This window comes from Alteribacter natronophilus, assembly GCF_006007885.1.
GTDB lineage: Bacteria > Bacillota > Bacilli > Bacillales > Salisediminibacteriaceae > Alteribacter > Alteribacter natronophilus.
Window position 1 is genome coordinate 1 of sequence record NZ_VCRO01000003.1, and the last position, 19806, is coordinate 19806.

Consider the following 19806-nt stretch of genomic DNA (forward strand, 5'->3'; position numbering starts at 1 on the left):
CATGGTCCCAGAGGCTGGTCGGCCTTTCTTCACTTCTACTATAAAAAAATAGTAGCACAGACCATGGCCTTGGTCTGTGCTACTAATGTTAGTATGTTTCGTGATACTCTCCCTTTAATCACGTGTAGCTTTTCCCTGCCGGTACATCCAGTTATTCATGTAGAAAAACAAGCCTTCCGCTCCGCCCTTTTTAAGGATCTGCCTGCTTTTCTGCCTGAAAATCCGGTCTTTTTTCACCTTATCGTCAGAAAGGTAAATGGCAATCAGGCCCTTTCGGATAAAACGGTGAAACCGCTCGTCCGGGAGCCCTTCAATCCCTTTTCCCGCCTGCCGGTAAAACTCGCCGAGTCTGTCCAGCATCTCACTCTCGCTCTCGTAATAACTGCAGAAGTTAAGATCTCCTTCCCGTTCGTCTTCTTCCTGGTCGATATAGTAGTCAAGCATAATATGAAGCCCCTGAACCCACGGATAATATCCATCCTTAATTTGATCAGCCTCAGCCCGGCTCAGCTCACTGTTTCCCGCTGCATAGGAAGTCAGGCAGAAAATGCCGAGCGTGGACCCTGCGCATGCCGAAAACTCATACCAGCTCATTTCCGGAAGTTTACCCTGGTGCTTTTCAAACCAGGCTTCCAGAAGCGGAACCCGCTCCGACAGCTCCACATGCTTGTACACCTGCAGATCCCCGTAAAGAGAAGCCAGTTCAACATTGGCCGCTTTCACAACTTCGTAAGCGGGAAAAGTCCGAGCCGCTTCCTGGCATACTCTCACAAGTGAGGCCAGGTACCCGCCGTCCTCTTTTTCCTTTCGAAACCGGTAGTAATCCCTCACTGTTGCCCCCGGTGTCAGCGCGTCGGCCAGGCTCTCATGAAGCGCCCTGAAGTCATCGGCATCAAGGGATGTGCTACGGTCACACAGGTTATCAAGGTAGTCACAGATGGTCTGGTACGCCACAATAAATCGGATCGCTTCTGCCCTGTCCTTTCCCGCAAGCAGGCCGTAAACGGCCCCTCCCTTACAATGAAACGCCTTGTCATCAATACTCATGAGAGCTTGGGACCGCAGTTCAGGGTCGGGAATCCCCTCGGCAAAAGTACGCCATTTTCCAAGCTCCTCCCTCACGACCGGAATCACTTTCCTGTAAACCTGGTACAAAAGTGTCCACGAACGAGCAGGTACGCCCACATTCATCCCTCCATATACAGTCTTTATCTTTAGCATGTGCGAACGGACAGCTATAAATGCCAGTATATGGAGATAACTTCTTTTTTTGGCTGGAATATCCCTTCTGCTTCGGGAAAGTTGGGCCATAACTCCCTTCTTTTTCCGGGAGATTTGTCAAATTTTCTTGCCAGTAAGGAAAATACCCGTTCCTTTTTCCTGCTCTGCCCATGACACGCTGAAAAGCTGCCGGGCTTCAAGTACCCGGCAGCTCTGTAATACTATATTACATCCTTTTTACAAATTCGGCGGTCCAATCCGCGGGCTGTTGCGCGGAATTTCAGTGTCGTAGAATTCAGGATCAATGTCATAGATTTCGCCTGTGGCTAGTCCCAGCAGGGTCTCATAAAGTCCGATATAAGACTGCTGAATCAGCATGCCGCTGCCCTTTTGGCCGGTGTGACCGCCTGGATGCTGCTGACCGCGGGTTTCATAGAGCATGATCGCAGCATCGTTCAGGGAATAGCTGCCAAGTGCTGTCCCAGGAAGATCGACCTCAGGAAAGAGGGATATGGCACCGAAAGGAGAGTTCCCTTTCTGAAGTACCTGGTAGACATGGGAGTTCACCTGTTTGGATAGTTCCAGGGATTCTTCGCTCAGCTGGTAATCCACACCGTCGTAGGAAACCACATTATCCTCATCCACAACCTGACCAAGAATCTGAAGTGTATTCAGGCGGTCGTCATCCTCGGATACAGTATTGCTGTACCGGTGATGGTGGTCGATAAACAGATCCGGCTGAAGCTCCTCAAACACATCCCGGGAAGCCCTTGCTTCAGGAGTGACATAGAAACCAGGCTCTGTACCAAGACCTGGAAGAAGATCCGCATCTTCCGGTGACAGCTCAAAAGAAAGATCCGGGTGGAAGTCACGGTTCACATCATAGCCGAGCTCACCGCTCACCGCGTCTTCACCATGGTACCACGGTGCAGGTGTATCAGCGTCAAGTCCCCACTCTTCCGGCGTCCACTCCTGAAGGTTCCGGCGCTGCTTCGACTGCCCCTGCTCCACTTCGAATGTTTCCGATCCATCAGGGTTAAGCATCGGAAGAATGTATACTGTTACGTTATCGAGAATCTTTCTGACATCTTTATTGTTACTCATTGTCAGGTTGTGAATCAAACTGAGCGCAGCCTCTGTGCCGCCCTGTTCGTCTCCGTGAATCTGAGTCTGAAGGAACACTTTCGGGTTATCCGTGTCCGCATCACCGAACTTGGCTACGTAAATCGGGTAATCATATTCCGCGGAGTGACCCACCACTTCCAGTTCGAGCCGGTCGTGCCTGTCCCGCTCAGCAATCTGCTCCAGTTTCTCATGAAGTTCATCAGGTTCCATGAAACGCTCCAGCATAACCTGCTGCCCGGGCTGGATCCACGGACCATTCGGTTTTGACTGGGGTTCTGCTGCCGCCCCACCGGGCAGCACGACTGAAAGGGCCATTGTGGCCGCTAAACTCACGCCTAAAAATCTCTTCATTCCAACACCCTCCTTTATTTTTACCAACTCAATTTTCGCCTGTCTAAATATAAAATTCAACACTTTTCAGAAAAATAAGACAATAAATCCAGGTGTTTTTTTATATCTGGCGACTTTCGTCGGATACCGCCGGATCAACGCCCCGCCACATCTTCAATCAAGGGGCAAAAAGGTTCAGTTATTTATCACTACATCCGCGTTTTGTGCGGGGCGTATGTTTTTCAGATAATAATCCTCCCCCGCCCAGTAACGCCGCTGATATTTTGCGCGGCGGTCCTCCATGCTCCCTATGTAGTCATCCCGCTTCAGAACCCGCTCACAGCGCGTTTCCCTGGGGCAGTCAAGATAAATGACATAATCAAAGAATGGCAGCCACTCCGGACGCTGAAGGAAGATCCCCTCTAAAATTACCAGTGCGCCGGCCGGCACATGAAGATCCCCTGTTTTTACAGTATCCGCCCTGCGGCCGTAAAAGGGCAGACTGATCCTGCTCTTCCCTTCTGTTAACGGGTGGAAAAGTGTTTCTTTCAGCCTCCCGGCATCCCACTGAAGAAAATAATACTCGTACCACTCGGGATGACCGGTGTTGTACCGCTGTTTTCGGACAGTCACAAAGTCATCGATGTGAACCAGGCAGACGATTTGTCCCCGTCTTTCAATCTCCTGTTTCAGCTCGGCTGCGATCGTTGTCTTCCCGGCCCCACTCAGTCCATCCAGAGCGGCAACAGGGTTCCTGCACTTTCGCTTCAACGAAATCAATTTATCTGAAAGCTCATCAAGTTTCATAGACTTCAAGCCTTTCCTGGTCTGATTAAATCCCACAGTTTCACACTGGCCCGCCTTTCCTGTCCGGGAGTATACTTAGACTCATGAACCGGAAGGAGGTATCCACGTTGACTCTTCTCATCGAAAGTTTAACAGGGCTCTTTTCCCTTGCCGCAGTCTCACTTCTCGGCTTTCAGTTTATTGAATTTCTTCACGCTGCTTTGGATCTCCTGGCCCAGTACAGAAATCATTCCTGATTATAAGCGGATCCTGCCAAAACGGGCAGGGTCTTTTTTCGTTCCGGACCGGCGGGCTGAGCAGTCCGGGGGCCAGGCCGCTGCTAAGTACAAGTAATAAAGAATAAGTACAAGTAAACACAATTAAGTACAAGTAAATCCAAATAAGTACAAGAAATTCCGTTCTAAGTATAGGTAAATCCCGCTATGTACAACAAAACCGCCCCGCCTCCCCCGCTCCCCCTGCACACCAGCACTAAAACCAAAAACCCCGGCCTCCTCTCAAAAGGAAACCGGGGTCACAAAAGCCGTTATTCAAAAAGCGTACTCACTGATTCGTTGTTCTGTACTTTTTCAATCGCCTTGGCCAGAAGCGGAGCGAGAGTGAGGACGGTTACTTTGTCGATCGCCTTCTCCTCCGGCAGGAAAATCGAATCGGTCGTCACGACCTCAACGATGTCGGATTCCTCGATCCTGTCCATAGCAGGATCCGACAGCACAGGATGCGTGGCACAGGCGTACACTTCCTTGGCGCCGCGCTCCATAAGGTGCTTCGACGCCGTCGTAATCGTCCGTGCCGTATCAATCATGTCGTCAATAATGATCGCCGTTTTGCCTTCCACCTCACCGATGAAGTTCATACCGCTCGTCTCCCGGCGGTTCCGGTCGATGAGCGCAATCGGTGCGTCAAGAATGTCACCGATCTGACGGGCGCGGACGACACCGCCGTTTTCAGGTGCCACTACAACAACATCCTCAAGATTTTTCCCTTTAAAATAATCCGCAAGAATCGGAATCGAATTCAGGTGGTCCACCGGAATGTTGAAGAATCCCTGCACCTGCGGGGCGTGGATGTCCACCGTGATAATACGGTCGGCACCGGCTTTTTCAATCAGGTTTGCGATCAGTTTTGCCGTAATCGGCTCCCGGGAGCGGGCTTTGCGGTCCTGGCGGGAATACCCGAAGTACGGAATCACGCAGTTAATCGTGTTGGCTGACGCACGCTTCATGGCATCCACCATGATAAGAAGCTCCATCAGATACTCGTTCCCCGGCGTGGACGTTGACTGGACGAGGTACACATCGTCACCGCGGATACTTTCCTCAATATTCATCTGGATTTCACCGTCGGAAAAACGCTTGATCGTGCTTTTCCCCATCTCGGCACCGAGATGGCGGACAACATCCTCTGCAATCTGCTCGTTTGAATTCAGGCTGAACACTTTCATTTTTGCTGTGGTCATAAGGACCTCCTAAAGATATGTACTGGTCGATTATTAGTATAAAACGAAACGGGAATTTTCGCTAATGGAAGGGATTGGATGGCCGGTATGCTCTCAACGTATTTTCCCACGAGAAAAAGTGTTACTTATACATTAACCACTCCATCCCCCAAACTAAACCCAATACAAAGCAACCCCCGCCCCGAAAAAGCGAAGGCCTATCTCCTCTTATACCGACGACACATCTCCCTTTCTGACCTTCCAGACTGTTCTCACCAGCTGGATCAGCAGAAGCGCTGCCGCCGCATACATCCCGCCCGTCATCGCCGTACCCAGCGGAAACAGCGTCCCGGCAAGAAAAAGCCCGAGAAGCCCTGCCTGAAAGCAGATCGTCCGTCTGCTGTACTCCTCCATCAGCAGCGTCTGTGCGATCGATGCCGCCCCAACCGGGATCATAAACTGAAACACGTATGCCGCTGTCCCTGTCTGAAACACGAAAGCTCCCACCACGACTACACTCATAAGAATCAACTGGTAAACAAGCAGTCCTCTTCTTTTACCCATCAGACAAGCTCCTCCCCTTTTTGCTACTGCCGCTCCAGTTCAAACCTTTCTTCTTCATCGTCCCATTCCATAAAGACCGTAATTGTCTCCAGGTCCGTGTCCGGCCCTGCACCGAGTGCTGTCTGGCTCATACTCAGTTCTCTGTCATCCAGCGTACTCTCACCATCGAATGTGTACGTTCTTCTCCAGGCGGAATTTGTAAGCTCGTACCCGTAGGTTATTTCAGCCACATCAGCCAGCTCTTCCCGTTCTCCCTTGTATCTAATGTCAAGCGCCTCTGTCGAAAAGGTTTCCTCACTCGCCCCTCCTGCTCCGTTGGAATACTCCAGCGTATACACTCCGCTCCAGTGCTCGCCCTCTCCAATGTACACAACCGTTTCCGTCTGGGAACAGGCCGAAGCTGCCAGCAGTAAAAGTGCGAATAATAAGACTTTCCCCACCACACATCACCTCCGAATAAAAACTGCTTACTCACTCTTACGCTCCCGCGCCCGTAAAGTTCCCAATTTCAGCCAATTTCACTTCACAAAAAAAGAGCTCCCCCTCAAAAGGGGAAGCCCGATCAGCCTGAACTATCTTAATTTTCCACAAACGGCACATCCGCCTGCTCGGCGCGGCGCTGGACGATCAGCAGCCGCACAAAGAAACCGGCTGCCGCACACGTGAGGCCCAGCGTAATGCCGACCCAGAGCCCGAACGGCCCCATCCACGTGTACGCAGCGAGCAAGTACCCGGCCGGAATGCCTACGAGCCAGTACGACACAAACGCTGTGTAAAACGGCACTTTCACGTCCTTGTAGCCCCGAAGTACCCCCTGAAGCCCGGACTGTGCCGCATCAGAAAGCTGGTACACGATGGCGATGATAATGAACTGGCCAGCCATGGCAACAACCTCCCAGTCGCTCGTGTACAGAAGGGCGATCTGTTCCCGGAAAAAGTAGAGAAATACCGCCCCCACCGCGAGAAATCCGATGGCGCCCCACACGCCGAGGTGGGCGTACGTCCGGGCAGCCTGAAACTTCCGGCCGCCGACGGAAAATCCGACCACGATCGTGAGCGCCATGGAAATGCTCAAAGGAATCATGAAAATGAGCGACGTAAAGCTGAGCGCCACCTGGTGCGCCGCCACCGTCACCGTCGTAAACATAACTCCCATCAGAAGCGTTACAACGGAAAAAATGCTCGACTCAAAAAAGATCGAAAGCCCGATCGGCACCCCGATCCCGAGCTGCTCCTTCCACGTCGTCCACGACGGTCTGAACCAGCGGACAAAGATCTGGAACCGGCGGATCATTGGAATCTTAAACGTCATTACAACGCTGATCACAAAAATAATCCAGTACGTCGCCGCTGTCGCGTATCCAGCACCGATCCCGCCGAGAGCCGGCAGGCCGAAATTCCCGAATATAAAGCCGTAGTTTAAAAGAATATTAAATGGCACGGCGATGATCACGATCGTCATCGTGATTCGTGTCAGCCCCTGGCCGTCAAAGAAGTTCCGCAGAACGCTCGCAAGAAACAGCGGCACGATCCCGAACGCAAGGCCGATCAGGTAGTGAAACGAAATATGATGCACCGCAGACTCCAGATTCATCACTCCAAGAATCGGCTCAAGCACCACACCACCGACCGCCACCACAATTGCCGCTATAACCACTGCCAGATAGAGAGACTGTGTCACAGCATAGGGAATCCGCTCCTTCTGACCGCTCCCTACGAGCTGGGCGATAATCGTTGTGACCGCCAGCAGGATCCCGTTTATCCCTGCAAAAATGGGCAGCCACAGGCTCGATCCGATAGCCACACCGGCCAGATCGTCCGTTCCCACGCGCCCGCTCATAATCGTATCCACCAGGTTCATGGCAAAAAAGCTCACCTGCGTGACCATAATCGGCCACAGAATCCTCAGAAACAGCTTCACTTTTTCCCGTCCCGACTCCACGTGTTCCATACCTGCTCACCTGCCAATCCGTTGTTCCAAAGATGCCTTCTGCTATCTTACACCATTTTGTAAAAAAAAGAAGGGTTTACGCCGTGAAGCGCCCCGGGAAGAGCCATGTAACGATATCTATAAAAGGAGAGGATCACTCATGACCCAGCACCGCCTGAACACACTTGAAGAAGGCCAGAACTACTCCGCAAAGGAACTGGACAGCTTCGTTTCCACAACAGACGTCGTCCTTCTTGCCACCAACGAGGAGCAGCTCTTCACCGAACCCGAGCGCCATTACCGCGTCGTCCGGAGTTTCAAAGGCTTCTTTGAGCACTCCTCCGAAAACGGTGAAAAATACTTCCGGGACAAAAAAGCGTATCTCGTGGAAAAAGTGTAGCTTCCGGAAAATGCACTTTTCAATCTCCCCAAAAAAGCACGTCCATCCTGCTCGGATCGGACGTGCTTTTGATTTCGTTTTCCTTACTTTCTCCACTTCACCCGTCAATCTTCCAGAGGATTAATCTCCATCCTGCTCGGGGCGTAAATTCGTCAGAAGTGTCCCCCTGTAGCCTGCCTGACTGTTCTGGAAAACTACAGCTTTCCCTTTTTGCGTCCATTCCAGGGACGCTTGTTCTATTCCATTCAGTCTAACCGATGCTTTCCCTTCGTACACCTCTGCCCGCAGAGTATGAAAGGCCTCGTAATTAAAATTATCCGGAAGGGAATTTTCCACTAAAAAGACGGTGTCAGCCTCGGCCCGCGCAAAAACAGCAAACATAGCGGCCCGCCTGTTAAATAACCCAGGAAAGATGGGTATTCTCGTCAATATAAGCCAGATGCCCACCAGCTTCCTCACCTTTTTCTCCGGTAAATGCCGCGTTTGTTTCGAACAGAAAGTCTTCATAAACGTGACCGGCAAGCCCTTCGTTTATCTCTCCAGCGTCGGTCATGAATCGCCCATCAAAATCCGCTGTGCGGGGCAGCGGCCGTTCCCAGGTAACAGGTGGCTCCAGCCGTATGTGATCCTTTTCCCAAAAGAGCCTGCCGAGACGCACTCTCCGTTCCGGCAGATCCTCGTCCGGTTCATAACCGTGATACACAATAAAATCCTCTACCCCATCCGGCCCTTTCACCACCACGTGATGGCCAGGACCGTGACAGGCATCATTCGTTTTTAAAATCGGCTCTCCACCACGCCATTTATTCCAGCTCTGATCTGTCATTCCACCATTTCCTATCGGGACATTTGAAGTCGCATAATATACGCCGTAGGTGTCATCGCCAAAGAATCCTGCACTGTACATCTGGTAGTAGATGCCCCTTCTTTTAAGAATAAACGGCCCCTCGTTCCAGAAAAAGGTGTTTTCTTTGTTGCCCTCCCACTCATGCTCCGGTTTAACAACCATTGCAGGATGACCGCTTAAAGATTCAAGGCTTGCCATCCGATCGACTACATTACCCGTTCCGATAACGCCGCTCGGTCCCCGTGTATGCTCGTTCCGTACGTTATAGAACATGTACCAGGAACCGTCATCATCCTTGAACGGATGGGCATCAATTGACCATTCATCGGTAAGCGGCTGCTCCGCAAGCGAAAACGGCCCTTCAGGAGATAGGCTTTTAGCCACCCCGATTCTTCTGATTCCGTCATCGGCACCGCCGTCTTCCCTCCTGACCGCGCCGGTTACATACATATAGAATACACCGTTATCGTAGATCACTTCAGGTGCCCACAGATCGATCTGGGCCCAGTGAGTCTGATCATCCGAAGCCTTCAGGGCAGTCCCGCACGGTTCCCAGTTTACAAGATCCGGGGATCTGTATACAGGTACCGTTCGGGGACCTGTGTGGTACAAGTAATACATACCATTGTGCTTCAGTACTGCCGGATCACCATGGTCGAGTCCTTTCACTGAAATAATCGGGTTTTTATATGTCATTTACCCTCTTCCTCACTGGTATAACGGTCTTTTTTTTGGCCTTCATTAATTAATCTGATCGTTTCCAGCGCAATTTTAGGCTTTCGGTCATACGTAAGCAATCCGTTGATCTCCTGCTCTACGTCCGTAAGCTGCGTATAACAGAATCCCTGTACAAGAGGGGATTCAAGCATTGCGGAGACCACATCATAATACCTGCGGGCAAAGTCCTCGTCATCAGTAGCGCCGGAATATCCCCACCCTTCCCATTCACTTTTCTTGTAGGCGATTCCGCCGAATTCGGTCACCTGAACAGGCTCACCTTGATAGCCGTATCCCGGCACATATATGAGCCTGTGGCCGGGCGTTGATTCCATAATTGTATCAACTGAAATGTAACGTTCCTTCAGAACTTCTTTGTCGCTTTCATAATCATGAATGGTACACAGGTCGGATTTTGTATGCTCCCAGCCATCGTTTGACATTACAAGGCGAGTGGAGTCAAGAGACTTGGTGAGATAGTACATACCAAGAGTATGATCCTGCTGTCGCTTATCCGCAAGAAGCTTCGGTACACCCCAGCTTTCGTTTACCGGCACCCAGGCAACAATAGAAGGATGATTGTAATCCCGTTCAACTGCTTCCTGCCACTCAGCTGTCATGCGCCGTACTGCTTCATCTGAATAGGTGTAGGCATTGGCCATCTCCCCCCATACGAGGAGACCAAGCCTGTCTGCCCAGTAGAGGTAGCGTGGGTCCTCAATCTTCTGGTGTTTTCTAGCTCCGTTGAAACCCATTTCCTTTGTCAGTTCCACATCTTTCCTGATTTCATCGTCTGACGGTGGGGTTAACAGACCGGCTGGAAAGTACCCCTGATCCAGAACGAGCTTCATGTAGTAAGGGCGGTTGTTCAGCATCACGATGCCGTTTTCGATTGAAATTTTTCTCATGCCGAAATAGCTTTCCACTTTGTCCATAACCTGGCCATGATCTTTTAACCGGAAAACTACATCATAAAGGTTCGGATGCTCGGGGCTCCAAAGACGTCCCTCGTCATGGACATGGAAATCCTGCAGTGAAATGCTTCTAGTCCCCCTGTTGCCGTTAAGAGTAAGCGAATCCACTGCCACCCGCTCTCCCTTGAAGCTGATTTCGACTTCAAGCTGCTGCCCGGGCTTGCTTCCATTCACCGTGTAATCAATGGTGATTTCATCTTTATCCACATCCGGTGTTAGCTTCACCTTTTTAACATGGGAAACAGAGACAGGCTCAAGCCAGACCGTCTGCCAAATCCCTGTGGTCCTTGTATAAAAGATTCCTTCCGAACGTTCTTTCCAGTACTGCTTTCCCCTTGGCTGATCCAGGTCTTTAACCGCATCTTCAACCCGGACAACCACTTCGTTATCGCCTCTTACCAATTCTCTGGTCACATCCGCGTGAAACGGACAATGTCCTCCTTCATGCGAAGTAACGTAAGTTCCGTTCACCCACACCTGAGCCTGGTAATCCACTGCCCCAAAATGAAGCATAATTCTCTGCCCGTTCCATTTCTCAGGTACGGTAAAAGTACGCTTATACCAGACCCGGTCATGAAAGTCCTGCTCGTTAATCCCGCTAAGTTCACTTTCATAACAGAACGGTACATTAATCTCCCTGGAAAATTGATGACTCTCATACCACCTGTTTTCCAAACCTTCATCCTGATCATCGAAATCAAATTCCCATTTGCCATTCAGGTTCATCCATTCTTCACGGACAAACTGCGGGCGTGGATACTCCGAACGTGGAATTGACATACTGACGCACTTCCTCTCAAATTGAATGATTTGTTTTTTCTGCATGTTTAAAATTAATCACTGTTCTTTGCCAGCTCTTGAAACTTTCTGTATACGCTGTTTTTTTCCCGAACAAGTACACCATCTTTCATGACCAGTGTAATTAAACCAAACGGTAAAAGCTCGTCCTCAACTGATTTTCCCGAAGTCCGGTATTCCCAGTCTACAAGATCCATAAAGGGAAACCACGTAACCCCAGTGACCGGCAACCCTTCGGAACGAAGCTGCATGCATGCCTTTTTACTCGCCTCAAGCCATTGATTTCTGTCATATTCTGAACCTCTGAAACTTGTTTCCGTAATCATTACCGGCTTTTTGTACCTCCAGTAAAACTCGCGGATAATGTCACTCATATCCTCCTCATCACCCAGGATATGAGGAGTAATAATATTACCCATATTATCCCGTTTAACTTCGTGTACACTGAATTGCGGGTAGTAGTTTACCCCGATGACGTCAGGCTCGGTCGGATTTTCCAGAAACACTTCAAGCTCGGAGGGGGTAATTCCATAGTCGAGAAGGAAAGAATAGAGCGGGTGCTCGGAATTGATCTTTCCCTGAATCAATTCCCACATCACCATGCTGTTTTCATTCCACAGCTGCGCCTCGTCTTCGAGCTTCTCATCCCGGGTATAATACTTCTTAGTAGCATCCACATGGACAAAAACAGCATCAGGTACTTCTTTCGAAACGCTTTCAACAGTCTGTATAATCCCCTTGCCCAGCTGGACTATCAGACGGTAAAAACCGCTAAGACCCTTCTGGTAAGGTGGCCACACACCGTTCCACCCGCAGAATTCAGCATTCACATAGGGCTCGTTCAGGGGGGTGTAATATTTAATAAAATGTCCATAACGGCGGGCAAACGATGCGGCATACCGGCTGACAGCCTGCGGATATCTGCCGTTTAAAAACTCCCCATGAAGCCAGTCGGGTGTTCCATAATGCATCAGGTCGATAATGGGGACCAGGCTCCTGTTACTGCTAAAATAATCCATTACTTCATCAACCCAGGACCAGTCGTATACACCTTCTGTTTTCTCCACCCTATGCCACGGTATTCCGTACCGGATCATCGTTGCACCAGCGGCCCTCGCCTTTTCAAGATCCTCTTTCCAGTAAGTATAATGCTGTGTCAGTTGATATTCATCAAGCGGCCGCTCTCCCTTTTCAGTCTGTGTGACAAATGTATTCTCAATACCGACGGCCCATACAAGCGGTTCCAACTCCTTGTTCATTCCCGTACCGCCCTTCCTGAAATTACTGTTCTATGGCTGGCCCCTCAAGAGGCCCTTCCCCCGGTACACCGTCTTCAATTACCGGCCATCCGTCTTCCCAGATGATGCGGTCAAGCATGAGAGGGCGTCTTGTCACACCACTTCCGATCCAGGGGTTGTCCCTGTCGATTGCGTGATAGAGCATCCAGTCCTGACCGGCATCATCAGTGACCACAGCGTTATGTCCGGGGCCGGCAAATCCCTCCCCACCACTGAGAATTACTGTTCCGCTTGACTCGTTCAGATCATTTCCATCCTGATCCAGGTAGGGTCCATCAAAAGCTTCCGCCCGGCCGACAGCTACTCTGTACTCACTGAACTGTCCTTCACAGCAGGATCCCTTGGATCCGAAGAAATAAAAGTAATTGTCTCGCTCGATAATATATGGAGCTTCAAAATCTGTCCCCGCAATCTGGAATTTTTCGCCAACATAATCAAACCCATCATCGGAAATTTCTATTCCCCATATGCCGTACCAGCTGCCCCAGAACAGGTAGGGAGTGCCATCTTCTTTTATAAACAGCTGAGGATCAATGGAATTTGGAACACCGATTTCCTCACTGTCAAACAGCTTCCCCTGATCATCAAACGGTCCAGCCGGGTCATCCGCTACAGCCACTCCGATAGCAGGATTTGGATCTCCCCACGTAGACTGTGAATAAAATAGATAATACTGGTCATTAAACTGGACAATGTCAGGTGCCCAGATGCCTCCATCATCCTTCCAGTCGGGTTTTGACTGAAATGCCTCACCCACATACTCCCAGTCAGTCAGGTTATCGGAGCGGACAATCGGGACAATCCTGCTACCCATTCCGTCACCCCAGTTGTCCTCCGTACCATATGCGTAAAAATATCCATCCTCACCCCTAATAACTGACGGGTCAGCAATAACTGGTTCAAATACCGGATTTTGATAATCAGGCCCAGCTTCCGGGGTGGAGTCATTCGTCATAAAATAGATGCTTCCTGCAGCAAGTACAGCAGCCGTCAGCACCCCCGCAAGGACTTTTTTCATCAAAAAATTCCCCCTGTTCCTGCAGCTCAGGCTGCAAACAAATAAGTAAATTTAATTAATTTATATATCCATCTTACATAAAACGCTTTCATTTGTTAACTGTTTTTTTGAATTTTTCTGTTTTCATTAACGGGATCCTTGATGTATTTAAACAAACCCCTCTCTAATCCATTTCTATCTATTTATCAGACAATTGATTTTTTTTAGAAATAAAGCTTGCCTCCTCTCGTCGATTACGTTAGGATGAGCATAGAATATAAATTTAATTTATAAAGTAGAGAAAAAAGTTCTTTTTTTACTCTATTAATGTAAGCGCTTTTAAACTCGATTTCGGGATTGTGAGTGAATCAGTCACTCTTCCATATACAAACCTATTAAGGGGGAAACAGTTATGAAAAAAAGCAGATTTCTATTGTCGCTTGGACTTGGGACAGGCCTTCTTGCCCTGTCAGCGTGCGGGGACCAGCCTACGCAGGAAGATCAGGCAGGCGACGGGGAAAACGGTGACGGAGATGCGGAAGAGCAGGTTGAGACTGAGACGCCGGGTAACGTAGGCGATGCTGATATCACACTTGAATTCTGGAATGGGTTTACCGGACCCGACGGTGAGGATATTGCGAAGATTATCGCGGATTTCAATGAAGAGCACGAAGGCGAAATTGCGGTTCGCACCCAGACGATGCCCTGGGATAATTTCTATGATCAGTATCGTACGGTCGTTACTGCAGGCGAAGCACCAGACATAGCCATCATGCACCTCGACCAGGTGGCAGGCTATGCGAGATATGATCTTCTGACGCCGCTTGATGAACTGTTTGAAGGTATTGGTCTGGAAGAAGAGGATTTCATTTCGGAAGTATGGAATGCAGGAGTTTACGAGGACAACCGATACGCGATTCCACTTGATGTGCATCCGCTTACGCTGTTCTACAATGTGGATCTGCTTGAAGAGGCCGGCTATTCCGAACCGCCTGAAACCTACGACGAACTCGTTGAAATGTCACTTGCCGTTCAGGATGCCACAGATGCCTACGGGATCGCGATGCCGGTCTACTGGCCAAGTAATATGATCTTTTACAGCTCTCTTGTCTCCCATGGTGGAGAAACTGTGAGTGAAGACGGGATGACGGCTCTTTATAACTCCCCTGAGGGTGAGGAAGCTCTCCAGAAAATGGTTGATCTTGTTTATGAGCATGAAGTATCCCCTTCCGATGTCCAGCAGGATGGTGAAGTGACACTGTTCCGTCAGGGTAACAGCGCCTTCCACCTTAACGGAATCTGGATGACTGCAGGTTTTGAGGATCAGGACGGTCTTAACTTTGCTGCTGCTCCGGTACCGAGCTTCGGTGGTGAAGAAGGCGTCTGGGCAGGGTCTCATAACTTCGTACTTCCTGTTCAGCAGGATGAAGATCCGGAAAAACAGGAAGCAGCCATGAAGTTTATCGAGTATGTGTCCGAAAATAGCCTTCAGTGGGCAAAAGCCGGACAGGTTCCTGCTTCCTACTCTGTTCTGGAAAGTGATGAATTCAGAGAGCTGGAGCATCAGTACAACGCTTCTCAGCAGACATTCGTCTTTCCACCTGCCACAGCGTTTTATGCTGACACCTGGGGACCAACCGGTCCAGCTGTTGACGAGACGATGCTCGGACAGCTTGATCCAGCTGAAGCACTGGAGCGGGCAGCACGCGAAGGTGAAGCAAACGCCGAAGAGGCTGCACAGTAACGATTCAATCTCTTAATGTAAGTTACCGAAGAGTATAACCTGGATATAATGAGGAGGGAATTCCCTCCTCATTATCAAATTAGGGAGAGGAATGAGTATGAAACTACAAAAAAATGGCGGCATTCCACTGCAAAGGCCGGTTAAGCCCGGCAAAACAGACTGGAAGGAAAAATACGCGCCTCTGTTATTTATTTCACCGCATTTATTCTTTTTCATTATTTTTCTGGCCTATCCTACGATTTACGGGATTTATATCAGCTTTCACAGCTGGAACTTTTTTACCGACGCAGCGTTTGTCGGTCTTCAGAACTATGCAAATATCCTGTGGAATACAGACAGCCTGTTCTTTGACTACTTCTGGTCTGCCTTCAGAGCGACGCTCATTTTTGTTATTCTATCAGTTCCCTTTCTTGTAATAATTCCTTTGTTTCTCGCAATTGGGATTAACGCAAGACCTTTCGGCCACAACTTCTTCCGGGCTTTGTTTTACGCACCAAGTCTTCTTTCGGTTGTTACAGTTGTTCTGATCTGGATCTGGCTTCTTGATACGAATGCCGGACTCATTAACTATTATCTCGCCTATACTGGACTTGATGCCATACCATGGCTGACCCGTGCACCCTGGGTGTGGATTTCCCTTGTCCTGATGACAATCTGGTGGACAATCGGTACAAATATGATTCTGTTTCTCGCAGGTCTCAGTGAAATTCCCGACCACCTTTATGAAGCCGCGAAAATTGACGGAGCCAATAAAATTCAGCAGTTTTTCCATGTGACCCTGCCGGGGCTGAAAGCACCAATGGCTTTCGTTGTTATCATGACCACACTTGCCTCATTTAACGTAATGGCCCAGCCCCAGCTTGCTACCGGGGGAGGGCCCGGATACGAAACGCGGGTGTTAATTCTGTATATATATGAAGTCGGTTTTACAGGTGGAAATCCGCGTGCCGGTCTTGCGGCAGCGATGTCCGTCATACTCGGGATGATACTGCTTTCCATCAGTTTAATTCAGTTTAAATTAATGACAAAGGAAAAATAGACAGGAGGAAATACAATGGCTGTAGAAGATAAATCTTCAAAGTGGCTCAGTTTCATCTTTTTGAGTATAATGGCGCTGTTCTGGATTCTGCCGCTGCTTTGGGTTCTGTCAACTTCCCTTAAGCCCGAAAGTCAGGCAATCTCCTGGCCAATCCGGTGGATCCCGGAAACCATCACCTTTCAGAATTACATGGACGTCTTCGTTCGTCAGGATGTTCCCATTCTCAGGTGGTTCTGGAACAGCTTCTTTATCGCAACCGTTCACACGGCTTTAATGCTGCTGTTCAATTCCATGTCTGCCTACGCCTTTGCAAGGCTTAAGTTCAGAGGCCGGGATATTCTGTTCTGGAGTCTCATGGGAACCATGATGATCCCACCGGTGATGAACCTGGTACCTCTCTACGGACTCATTAGTACACTTGGATGGGTCAATAACTATGCTGCAATGATTTTCCCGGGTCTTGCCAGTGTTTTCGGTATCTTTTTGTTAAGGCAGTTTTTTATCGGAATTCCGCACGAACTGGAGGAAGCAGCACGGATCGACGGAGCCTCAACCTTCTTTATATACTGGAAAATCATTCTCCCGCTTGCTAAGCCTTCACTGGTCGTTCTTGCCCTCTTTACCTTTATGGCAAACTGGAACGACTATCTGTGGCCTTTAATCGTTACAACAAGCGCGGATATGAGGACACTGCCGGTTGGACTTGCCATTATGCAGGGGCAGTTTAACATACAGTTTGCAAAACTTATGGCCGCAACACTGTTTTCTGCCCTTCCGGTGATTATTCTCTTCATCTTCGCCCAGCGCTTTATTGTGAAAGGCATTGCCCTTAGCGGAATCAAAGGATAGTTGCTATGAGACATGCATTGACTGTTTTTTACCGTTCGATATTTGATACGTATCAGAATCTGGGTACTGTATTGTGGGCCACTGTTTTATGGTGGCTCAGCATCCTCCCTGTTTTCACCCTTGGCCCTGCAACTGCAGGGCTCATTTATGTAATCAGGCAGAAACAGCTTGGAAAATCAGTCCGCCCAGCCGATTACTGGTATGCTTTTCGCCTCTACCTGAAGCCAGGTCTCGTCTTTACACTGCTTTACCTGCTAGTGAGCGTGCCGGGGGTCGTCTACTTTTTCCTTCTTATACAGGGCGGCACCTTCCTAACCTACTTTGGCGCGATCATAGTTCTTTATATCCTGATCTTGTGGCACCTGCTTTTGCTTTATGCCATGCCGCTTATGGTGGAGCAGCAAATTCATTCCTCTTCCCTGCTCCTCAAACGGGCGCTCCGTCTTGTAACGGAGAATTACATTTTTACAGTAAATATAGCGCTATACATGGTAATATTAACTATTATCTGTACTGTGATTTCCATTTTCATTGTGATCTGGTCAGGGTGGATTGCGATGACCGCCTGCAATGCCATGCGATATCTTATGTCAAAATACGATAATACCTACTCTTTTAATCCTGAAGTTAAATGGGGACGTGTATGGCGGCCGTGGAAATAACTTTCATTCTTCAGGAGTCTCTACGAAAAGGTTTGTCACTTCAGTCCGGTGAGTTTCTATAAGAATAGAGGTTTAAAAATATGACATTTATACCCAGAACAGGAAGCTTTGAAGGGATGAAATCGCTGAACAAAACAGCCATCCTTAATCTTGTCCGATTGCAGGGGCCGATCTCAAGGGCACAGATTGCAAAAATAACAACGCTTACTCCGGCTACTGTCGGCACGATTGTGAGCGAACTTCTTAAAGAAGGTATTTTAATAGAAGAAGCTGACCGGGGCAAGTCAAGGGGCGGCAGAAAACCAATCATGTTGAGCATTAATGCAACCAGGTTTTATGTAATCGGCGTCTACGGTGCAGCCGAAGTAGTGAATACAGCAATTGCATCTCTGGATGGAAAAGTGAAACAGGAAGTGACTCGGCCTTTATCCTCTCCCCCATCAAGGGAAGATTTCCTGAATATCATTAAAGAGAATATTCATCAGGTTATGAATATGGAGGAAGCCGGTGAAGAATCTGTCATCGGGGTCGGGGTTGCCATGCACGGTCTTGTAGATACAGAAAATGGGGTTTCGGTTTTTGCCCCCCATCTTAATCTCGAGAATATTGCCTTAAAGGAGCATCTTGAGCAGGAGTTCGCTGTGCCGGTTTTTGTGGAGAATGATGTCCGGGCCCTTACTTTAGCTGAAAGCTGGTACGGGGAAGGACAATCTGTTTCCAACTTTATTTGTATCAGTGTTGGTCGGGGGGTTGGGTCCGGTATGGTTTTAAACAATAAGATTTTCCGAGGACCATCCCAGACTGCGGGTGAAATCGGGCACACAACTGTCGATGTTGGCGGCCCTCAATGTCACTGTGGCAATCATGGATGCCTTGAAACCTATGTCTCCGAGCACGCTATTCTCCACCGTATAAAAAAAGGCATGCGGATGGGCAGAAGTACCGTTCTGAACGAGTGGCTGAGAGAAGATGAAAACCACCTTACACTGGAAATGGTTTTTAAGGCTGCTGCTGAAGGTGATTCCCATGCGATTGAAACACTTGAAGATGCCGGCAGGTACCTTGGAATTGCAATTGCCAACCTGATTAACCTTTTAACCCCTTCTAAGATTATTCTTGAGGGCCGCCTCTTTAAAGCAGGTAATGTGATACTCACTCCTCTTCACCAGATGGTCGAAAAAGGTTCTCTTCGTCATACAAAGGAAAAAACGAATATCACCATTTCTTCCCTGGGCAAGGCAGGGATGCTGACCGGGGCGTTTACACTGGTCCTTAATAATATCTTCATCCCCGAGGAAGGATAATTCAAATTACATTTCCACTAGCTACGCACCAAAGCACGTCCATCCTGCTCGGATCGGACGTGCTTTTCCTTTCCTGCTTTAATCGCTATGCCCTTTTCACATACACCCTGCAGCCGATTTCACTCGGATGATCCTCCACGAGAGCGTCCCGCTCAAACTCCTCAATCGAGCGGATAATCAGCCAGTCCCCGATCGAGCCGACCAGAAGAATCGTCCCCACCATCATCCAGAAATGGCTTCCCGTAAGAAAGGCATACGCAAGCGGCCCCACACCGAGCACAACCGGGAGCATGACGGCAAACCGGTACGCCCCTGCCCGAATCGGCACTCGGCAGTGGGCATAGGGCGTGACACTCTTCCACATTACACCGAGCTTCACATCCCCCGGCTTTACCTTCCCTGCCACGATGTAGCCCAGCGCATGAAGCAGCTCATGTAAAAAAAAGAAAACGATCACCGTCAGGGCCATCCAGAGCAGCTCCATCATCTCTCCATCCCTGCCTCCCCACACAATTCGGAAGGCAATCAGGATCACCACAAACAAGGTTCCGCCCCAGACCAGCCCTTTTTTGTTGGCAAATTTCGCTGAAAACGTCCGGTCATATATCTTGTACTTCTCTTCGTTCAACTCATTCTGCACCCGTTTCCCCCCGTACCCTGCTTTTTTTCCACTCTACACCAGGTTTTCAGTGTTCTTCAACAGATCCCGGTTGACCCTCACGCTGCGTGATACTCTAAAGTAAGAAACGAAAGGAGGTGCCG

Annotated in this window: 19 protein-coding genes; 7 read left to right on the plus strand and 12 right to left on the minus strand. The window is 49.3% G+C overall.

What is annotated here, in order from left to right; genetic code table 11:
* Nucleotides 1-114 precede the first annotated feature (114 nt).
* From FGB90_RS10005 to FGB90_RS10015, 3 genes are all read right to left on the minus strand, one after another.
* Nucleotides 115-1185: a tetraprenyl-beta-curcumene synthase family protein gene (locus tag FGB90_RS10005; RefSeq protein ID WP_138810711.1), complete on the minus strand. Its 1071-nt coding sequence runs from the start codon at nucleotides 1183-1185 to the stop codon at nucleotides 115-117.
* Between the two features lie 273 nt (nucleotides 1186-1458).
* A complete protein-coding gene (locus tag FGB90_RS10010) occupies nucleotides 1459-2697 on the minus strand; it encodes a M14 family zinc carboxypeptidase (RefSeq protein WP_138810712.1) in 1239 nt (412 codons plus the stop codon).
* Nucleotides 2698-2871: 174 nt separating this feature from the next.
* Nucleotides 2872-3483: an AAA family ATPase gene (locus FGB90_RS10015; protein WP_138810713.1), complete on the minus strand. Its 612-nt coding sequence runs from the start codon at nucleotides 3481-3483 to the stop codon at nucleotides 2872-2874.
* A 107-nt stretch (nucleotides 3484-3590) separates the two neighbouring features.
* Between FGB90_RS10015 and FGB90_RS20125 the strand changes: the two genes are divergently transcribed.
* Nucleotides 3591-3719, plus strand: a complete 129-nt coding sequence (locus FGB90_RS20125; protein ID WP_281280041.1) for a hypothetical protein — start codon at nucleotides 3591-3593, stop codon at nucleotides 3717-3719.
* A gap of 290 nt (nucleotides 3720-4009) precedes the next feature.
* Here FGB90_RS20125 and FGB90_RS10020 read toward each other — a convergent pair whose 3' ends face one another.
* The 4 genes from FGB90_RS10020 to FGB90_RS10035 all read right to left on the minus strand — a co-directional run bounded on the left by FGB90_RS10020 (nucleotide 4010) and on the right by FGB90_RS10035 (nucleotide 7436).
* Nucleotides 4010-4942 carry a ribose-phosphate diphosphokinase gene (locus FGB90_RS10020; protein ID WP_138810714.1) on the minus strand — a complete coding sequence of 311 codons (933 nt, stop codon included), beginning with the start codon at nucleotides 4940-4942 and terminating at the stop codon, nucleotides 4010-4012.
* A gap of 207 nt (nucleotides 4943-5149) precedes the next feature.
* Nucleotides 5150-5485, minus strand: a complete 336-nt coding sequence (locus tag FGB90_RS10025; RefSeq protein ID WP_138810715.1) for a hypothetical protein — start codon at nucleotides 5483-5485, stop codon at nucleotides 5150-5152.
* Nucleotides 5486-5508: 23 nt separating this feature from the next.
* Nucleotides 5509-5925, minus strand: coding sequence for a hypothetical protein (locus tag FGB90_RS10030; protein WP_138810716.1), 417 nt, complete (start codon nucleotides 5923-5925; stop codon nucleotides 5509-5511).
* A 137-nt stretch (nucleotides 5926-6062) separates the two neighbouring features.
* Nucleotides 6063-7436, minus strand: a complete 1374-nt coding sequence (locus FGB90_RS10035; RefSeq protein WP_138810717.1) for an MATE family efflux transporter — start codon at nucleotides 7434-7436, stop codon at nucleotides 6063-6065.
* A 139-nt stretch (nucleotides 7437-7575) separates the two neighbouring features.
* Between FGB90_RS10035 and FGB90_RS10040 the strand changes: the two genes are divergently transcribed.
* Nucleotides 7576-7815, plus strand: coding sequence for a hypothetical protein (locus FGB90_RS10040; RefSeq protein ID WP_138810718.1), 240 nt, complete (start codon nucleotides 7576-7578; stop codon nucleotides 7813-7815).
* Nucleotides 7816-8209: 394 nt separating this feature from the next.
* On the opposite strand, the gene FGB90_RS10045 is transcribed toward FGB90_RS10040, so the two are convergent.
* From FGB90_RS10045 to FGB90_RS10060, 4 genes are read right to left on the minus strand one after another with little or no spacing between them, the layout of a single operon-like run.
* Nucleotides 8210-9358: a glycoside hydrolase family 43 protein gene (locus FGB90_RS10045; protein WP_138810719.1), complete on the minus strand. Its 1149-nt coding sequence runs from the start codon at nucleotides 9356-9358 to the stop codon at nucleotides 8210-8212.
* Nucleotides 9355-11133, minus strand: coding sequence for a glycoside hydrolase family 2 protein (locus FGB90_RS10050; RefSeq protein WP_138810720.1), 1779 nt, complete (start codon nucleotides 11131-11133; stop codon nucleotides 9355-9357). The genes FGB90_RS10045 and FGB90_RS10050 overlap by 4 nt, the downstream gene beginning before the upstream one ends.
* A 53-nt stretch (nucleotides 11134-11186) precedes the next feature.
* Nucleotides 11187-12410: a family 1 glycosylhydrolase gene (locus tag FGB90_RS10055; protein WP_138810721.1), complete on the minus strand. Its 1224-nt coding sequence runs from the start codon at nucleotides 12408-12410 to the stop codon at nucleotides 11187-11189.
* 22 nt (nucleotides 12411-12432) lie between these two features.
* Entirely contained in the window at nucleotides 12433-13467 is a 1035-nt protein-coding gene (locus FGB90_RS10060; RefSeq protein WP_138811205.1) for a family 43 glycosylhydrolase, read from the minus strand.
* Nucleotides 13468-13858: 391 nt separating this feature from the next.
* Between FGB90_RS10060 and FGB90_RS10065 the strand changes: the two genes are divergently transcribed.
* The 5 genes from FGB90_RS10065 to FGB90_RS10085 all read left to right on the plus strand — a co-directional run bounded on the left by FGB90_RS10065 (nucleotide 13859) and on the right by FGB90_RS10085 (nucleotide 19044).
* Nucleotides 13859-15190, plus strand: a complete 1332-nt coding sequence (locus FGB90_RS10065) for an ABC transporter substrate-binding protein (protein ID WP_138810722.1) — start codon at nucleotides 13859-13861, stop codon at nucleotides 15188-15190.
* A 97-nt stretch (nucleotides 15191-15287) separates the two neighbouring features.
* A complete protein-coding gene (locus FGB90_RS10070; protein ID WP_138810723.1) occupies nucleotides 15288-16229 on the plus strand; it encodes a carbohydrate ABC transporter permease in 942 nt (313 codons plus the stop codon).
* Between the two features lie 15 nt (nucleotides 16230-16244).
* Nucleotides 16245-17078, plus strand: coding sequence for a carbohydrate ABC transporter permease (locus FGB90_RS10075; RefSeq protein WP_138810724.1), 834 nt, complete (start codon nucleotides 16245-16247; stop codon nucleotides 17076-17078).
* A 5-nt stretch (nucleotides 17079-17083) separates the two neighbouring features.
* On the plus strand, nucleotides 17084-17740 hold the full coding sequence (locus tag FGB90_RS10080; protein WP_138810725.1) for a DUF624 domain-containing protein: 657 nt from the start codon (nucleotides 17084-17086) through the stop codon (nucleotides 17738-17740).
* A gap of 116 nt (nucleotides 17741-17856) precedes the next feature.
* Nucleotides 17857-19044 (plus strand): ROK family transcriptional regulator, encoded by a 1188-nt coding sequence (locus FGB90_RS10085; RefSeq protein ID WP_246056137.1) that lies wholly within the window; start codon nucleotides 17857-17859, stop codon nucleotides 19042-19044.
* Nucleotides 19045-19129: 85 nt separating this feature from the next.
* Here the strand turns inward: FGB90_RS10085 and FGB90_RS10090 are convergent, their stop codons facing one another.
* Nucleotides 19130-19684 carry a DUF3267 domain-containing protein gene (locus tag FGB90_RS10090; protein WP_138810727.1) on the minus strand — a complete coding sequence of 185 codons (555 nt, stop codon included), beginning with the start codon at nucleotides 19682-19684 and terminating at the stop codon, nucleotides 19130-19132.
* Nucleotides 19685-19806 lie beyond the last annotated feature (122 nt).

Bases quoted from the DNA above. Each gene is read 5' to 3' on its own strand.
- FGB90_RS10010 (WP_138810712.1), bottom strand. From the start codon at position 2,697: ATGAAGAGATTTTTAGGCGTGAGTTTAGCGGCCACAATGGCCCTTTCA.
- FGB90_RS10015 (WP_138810713.1), bottom strand. From the start codon at position 3,483: ATGAAACTTGATGAGCTTTCAGATAAATTGATTTCGTTGAAGCGAAAG.
- FGB90_RS10020 (WP_138810714.1), bottom strand. From the start codon at position 4,942: ATGACCACAGCAAAAATGAAAGTGTTCAGCCTGAATTCAAACGAGCAG.
- FGB90_RS10025 (WP_138810715.1), bottom strand. From the start codon at position 5,485: ATGGGTAAAAGAAGAGGACTGCTTGTTTACCAGTTGATTCTTATGAGT.
- FGB90_RS10035 (WP_138810717.1), bottom strand. From the start codon at position 7,436: ATGGAACACGTGGAGTCGGGACGGGAAAAAGTGAAGCTGTTTCTGAGG.
- FGB90_RS10040 (WP_138810718.1), top strand. From the start codon at position 7,576: ATGACCCAGCACCGCCTGAACACACTTGAAGAAGGCCAGAACTACTCC.
- FGB90_RS10045 (WP_138810719.1), bottom strand. From the start codon at position 9,358: ATGACATATAAAAACCCGATTATTTCAGTGAAAGGACTCGACCATGGT.
- FGB90_RS10050 (WP_138810720.1), bottom strand. From the start codon at position 11,133: ATGTCAATTCCACGTTCGGAGTATCCACGCCCGCAGTTTGTCCGTGAA.
- FGB90_RS10055 (WP_138810721.1), bottom strand. From the start codon at position 12,410: ATGAACAAGGAGTTGGAACCGCTTGTATGGGCCGTCGGTATTGAGAAT.
- FGB90_RS10060 (WP_138811205.1), bottom strand. From the start codon at position 13,467: ATGAAAAAAGTCCTTGCGGGGGTGCTGACGGCTGCTGTACTTGCTGCA.
- FGB90_RS10065 (WP_138810722.1), top strand. From the start codon at position 13,859: ATGAAAAAAAGCAGATTTCTATTGTCGCTTGGACTTGGGACAGGCCTT.
- FGB90_RS10070 (WP_138810723.1), top strand. From the start codon at position 15,288: ATGAAACTACAAAAAAATGGCGGCATTCCACTGCAAAGGCCGGTTAAG.
- FGB90_RS10075 (WP_138810724.1), top strand. From the start codon at position 16,245: ATGGCTGTAGAAGATAAATCTTCAAAGTGGCTCAGTTTCATCTTTTTG.
- FGB90_RS10080 (WP_138810725.1), top strand. From the start codon at position 17,084: ATGAGACATGCATTGACTGTTTTTTACCGTTCGATATTTGATACGTAT.
- FGB90_RS10085 (WP_246056137.1), top strand. From the start codon at position 17,857: ATGAAATCGCTGAACAAAACAGCCATCCTTAATCTTGTCCGATTGCAG.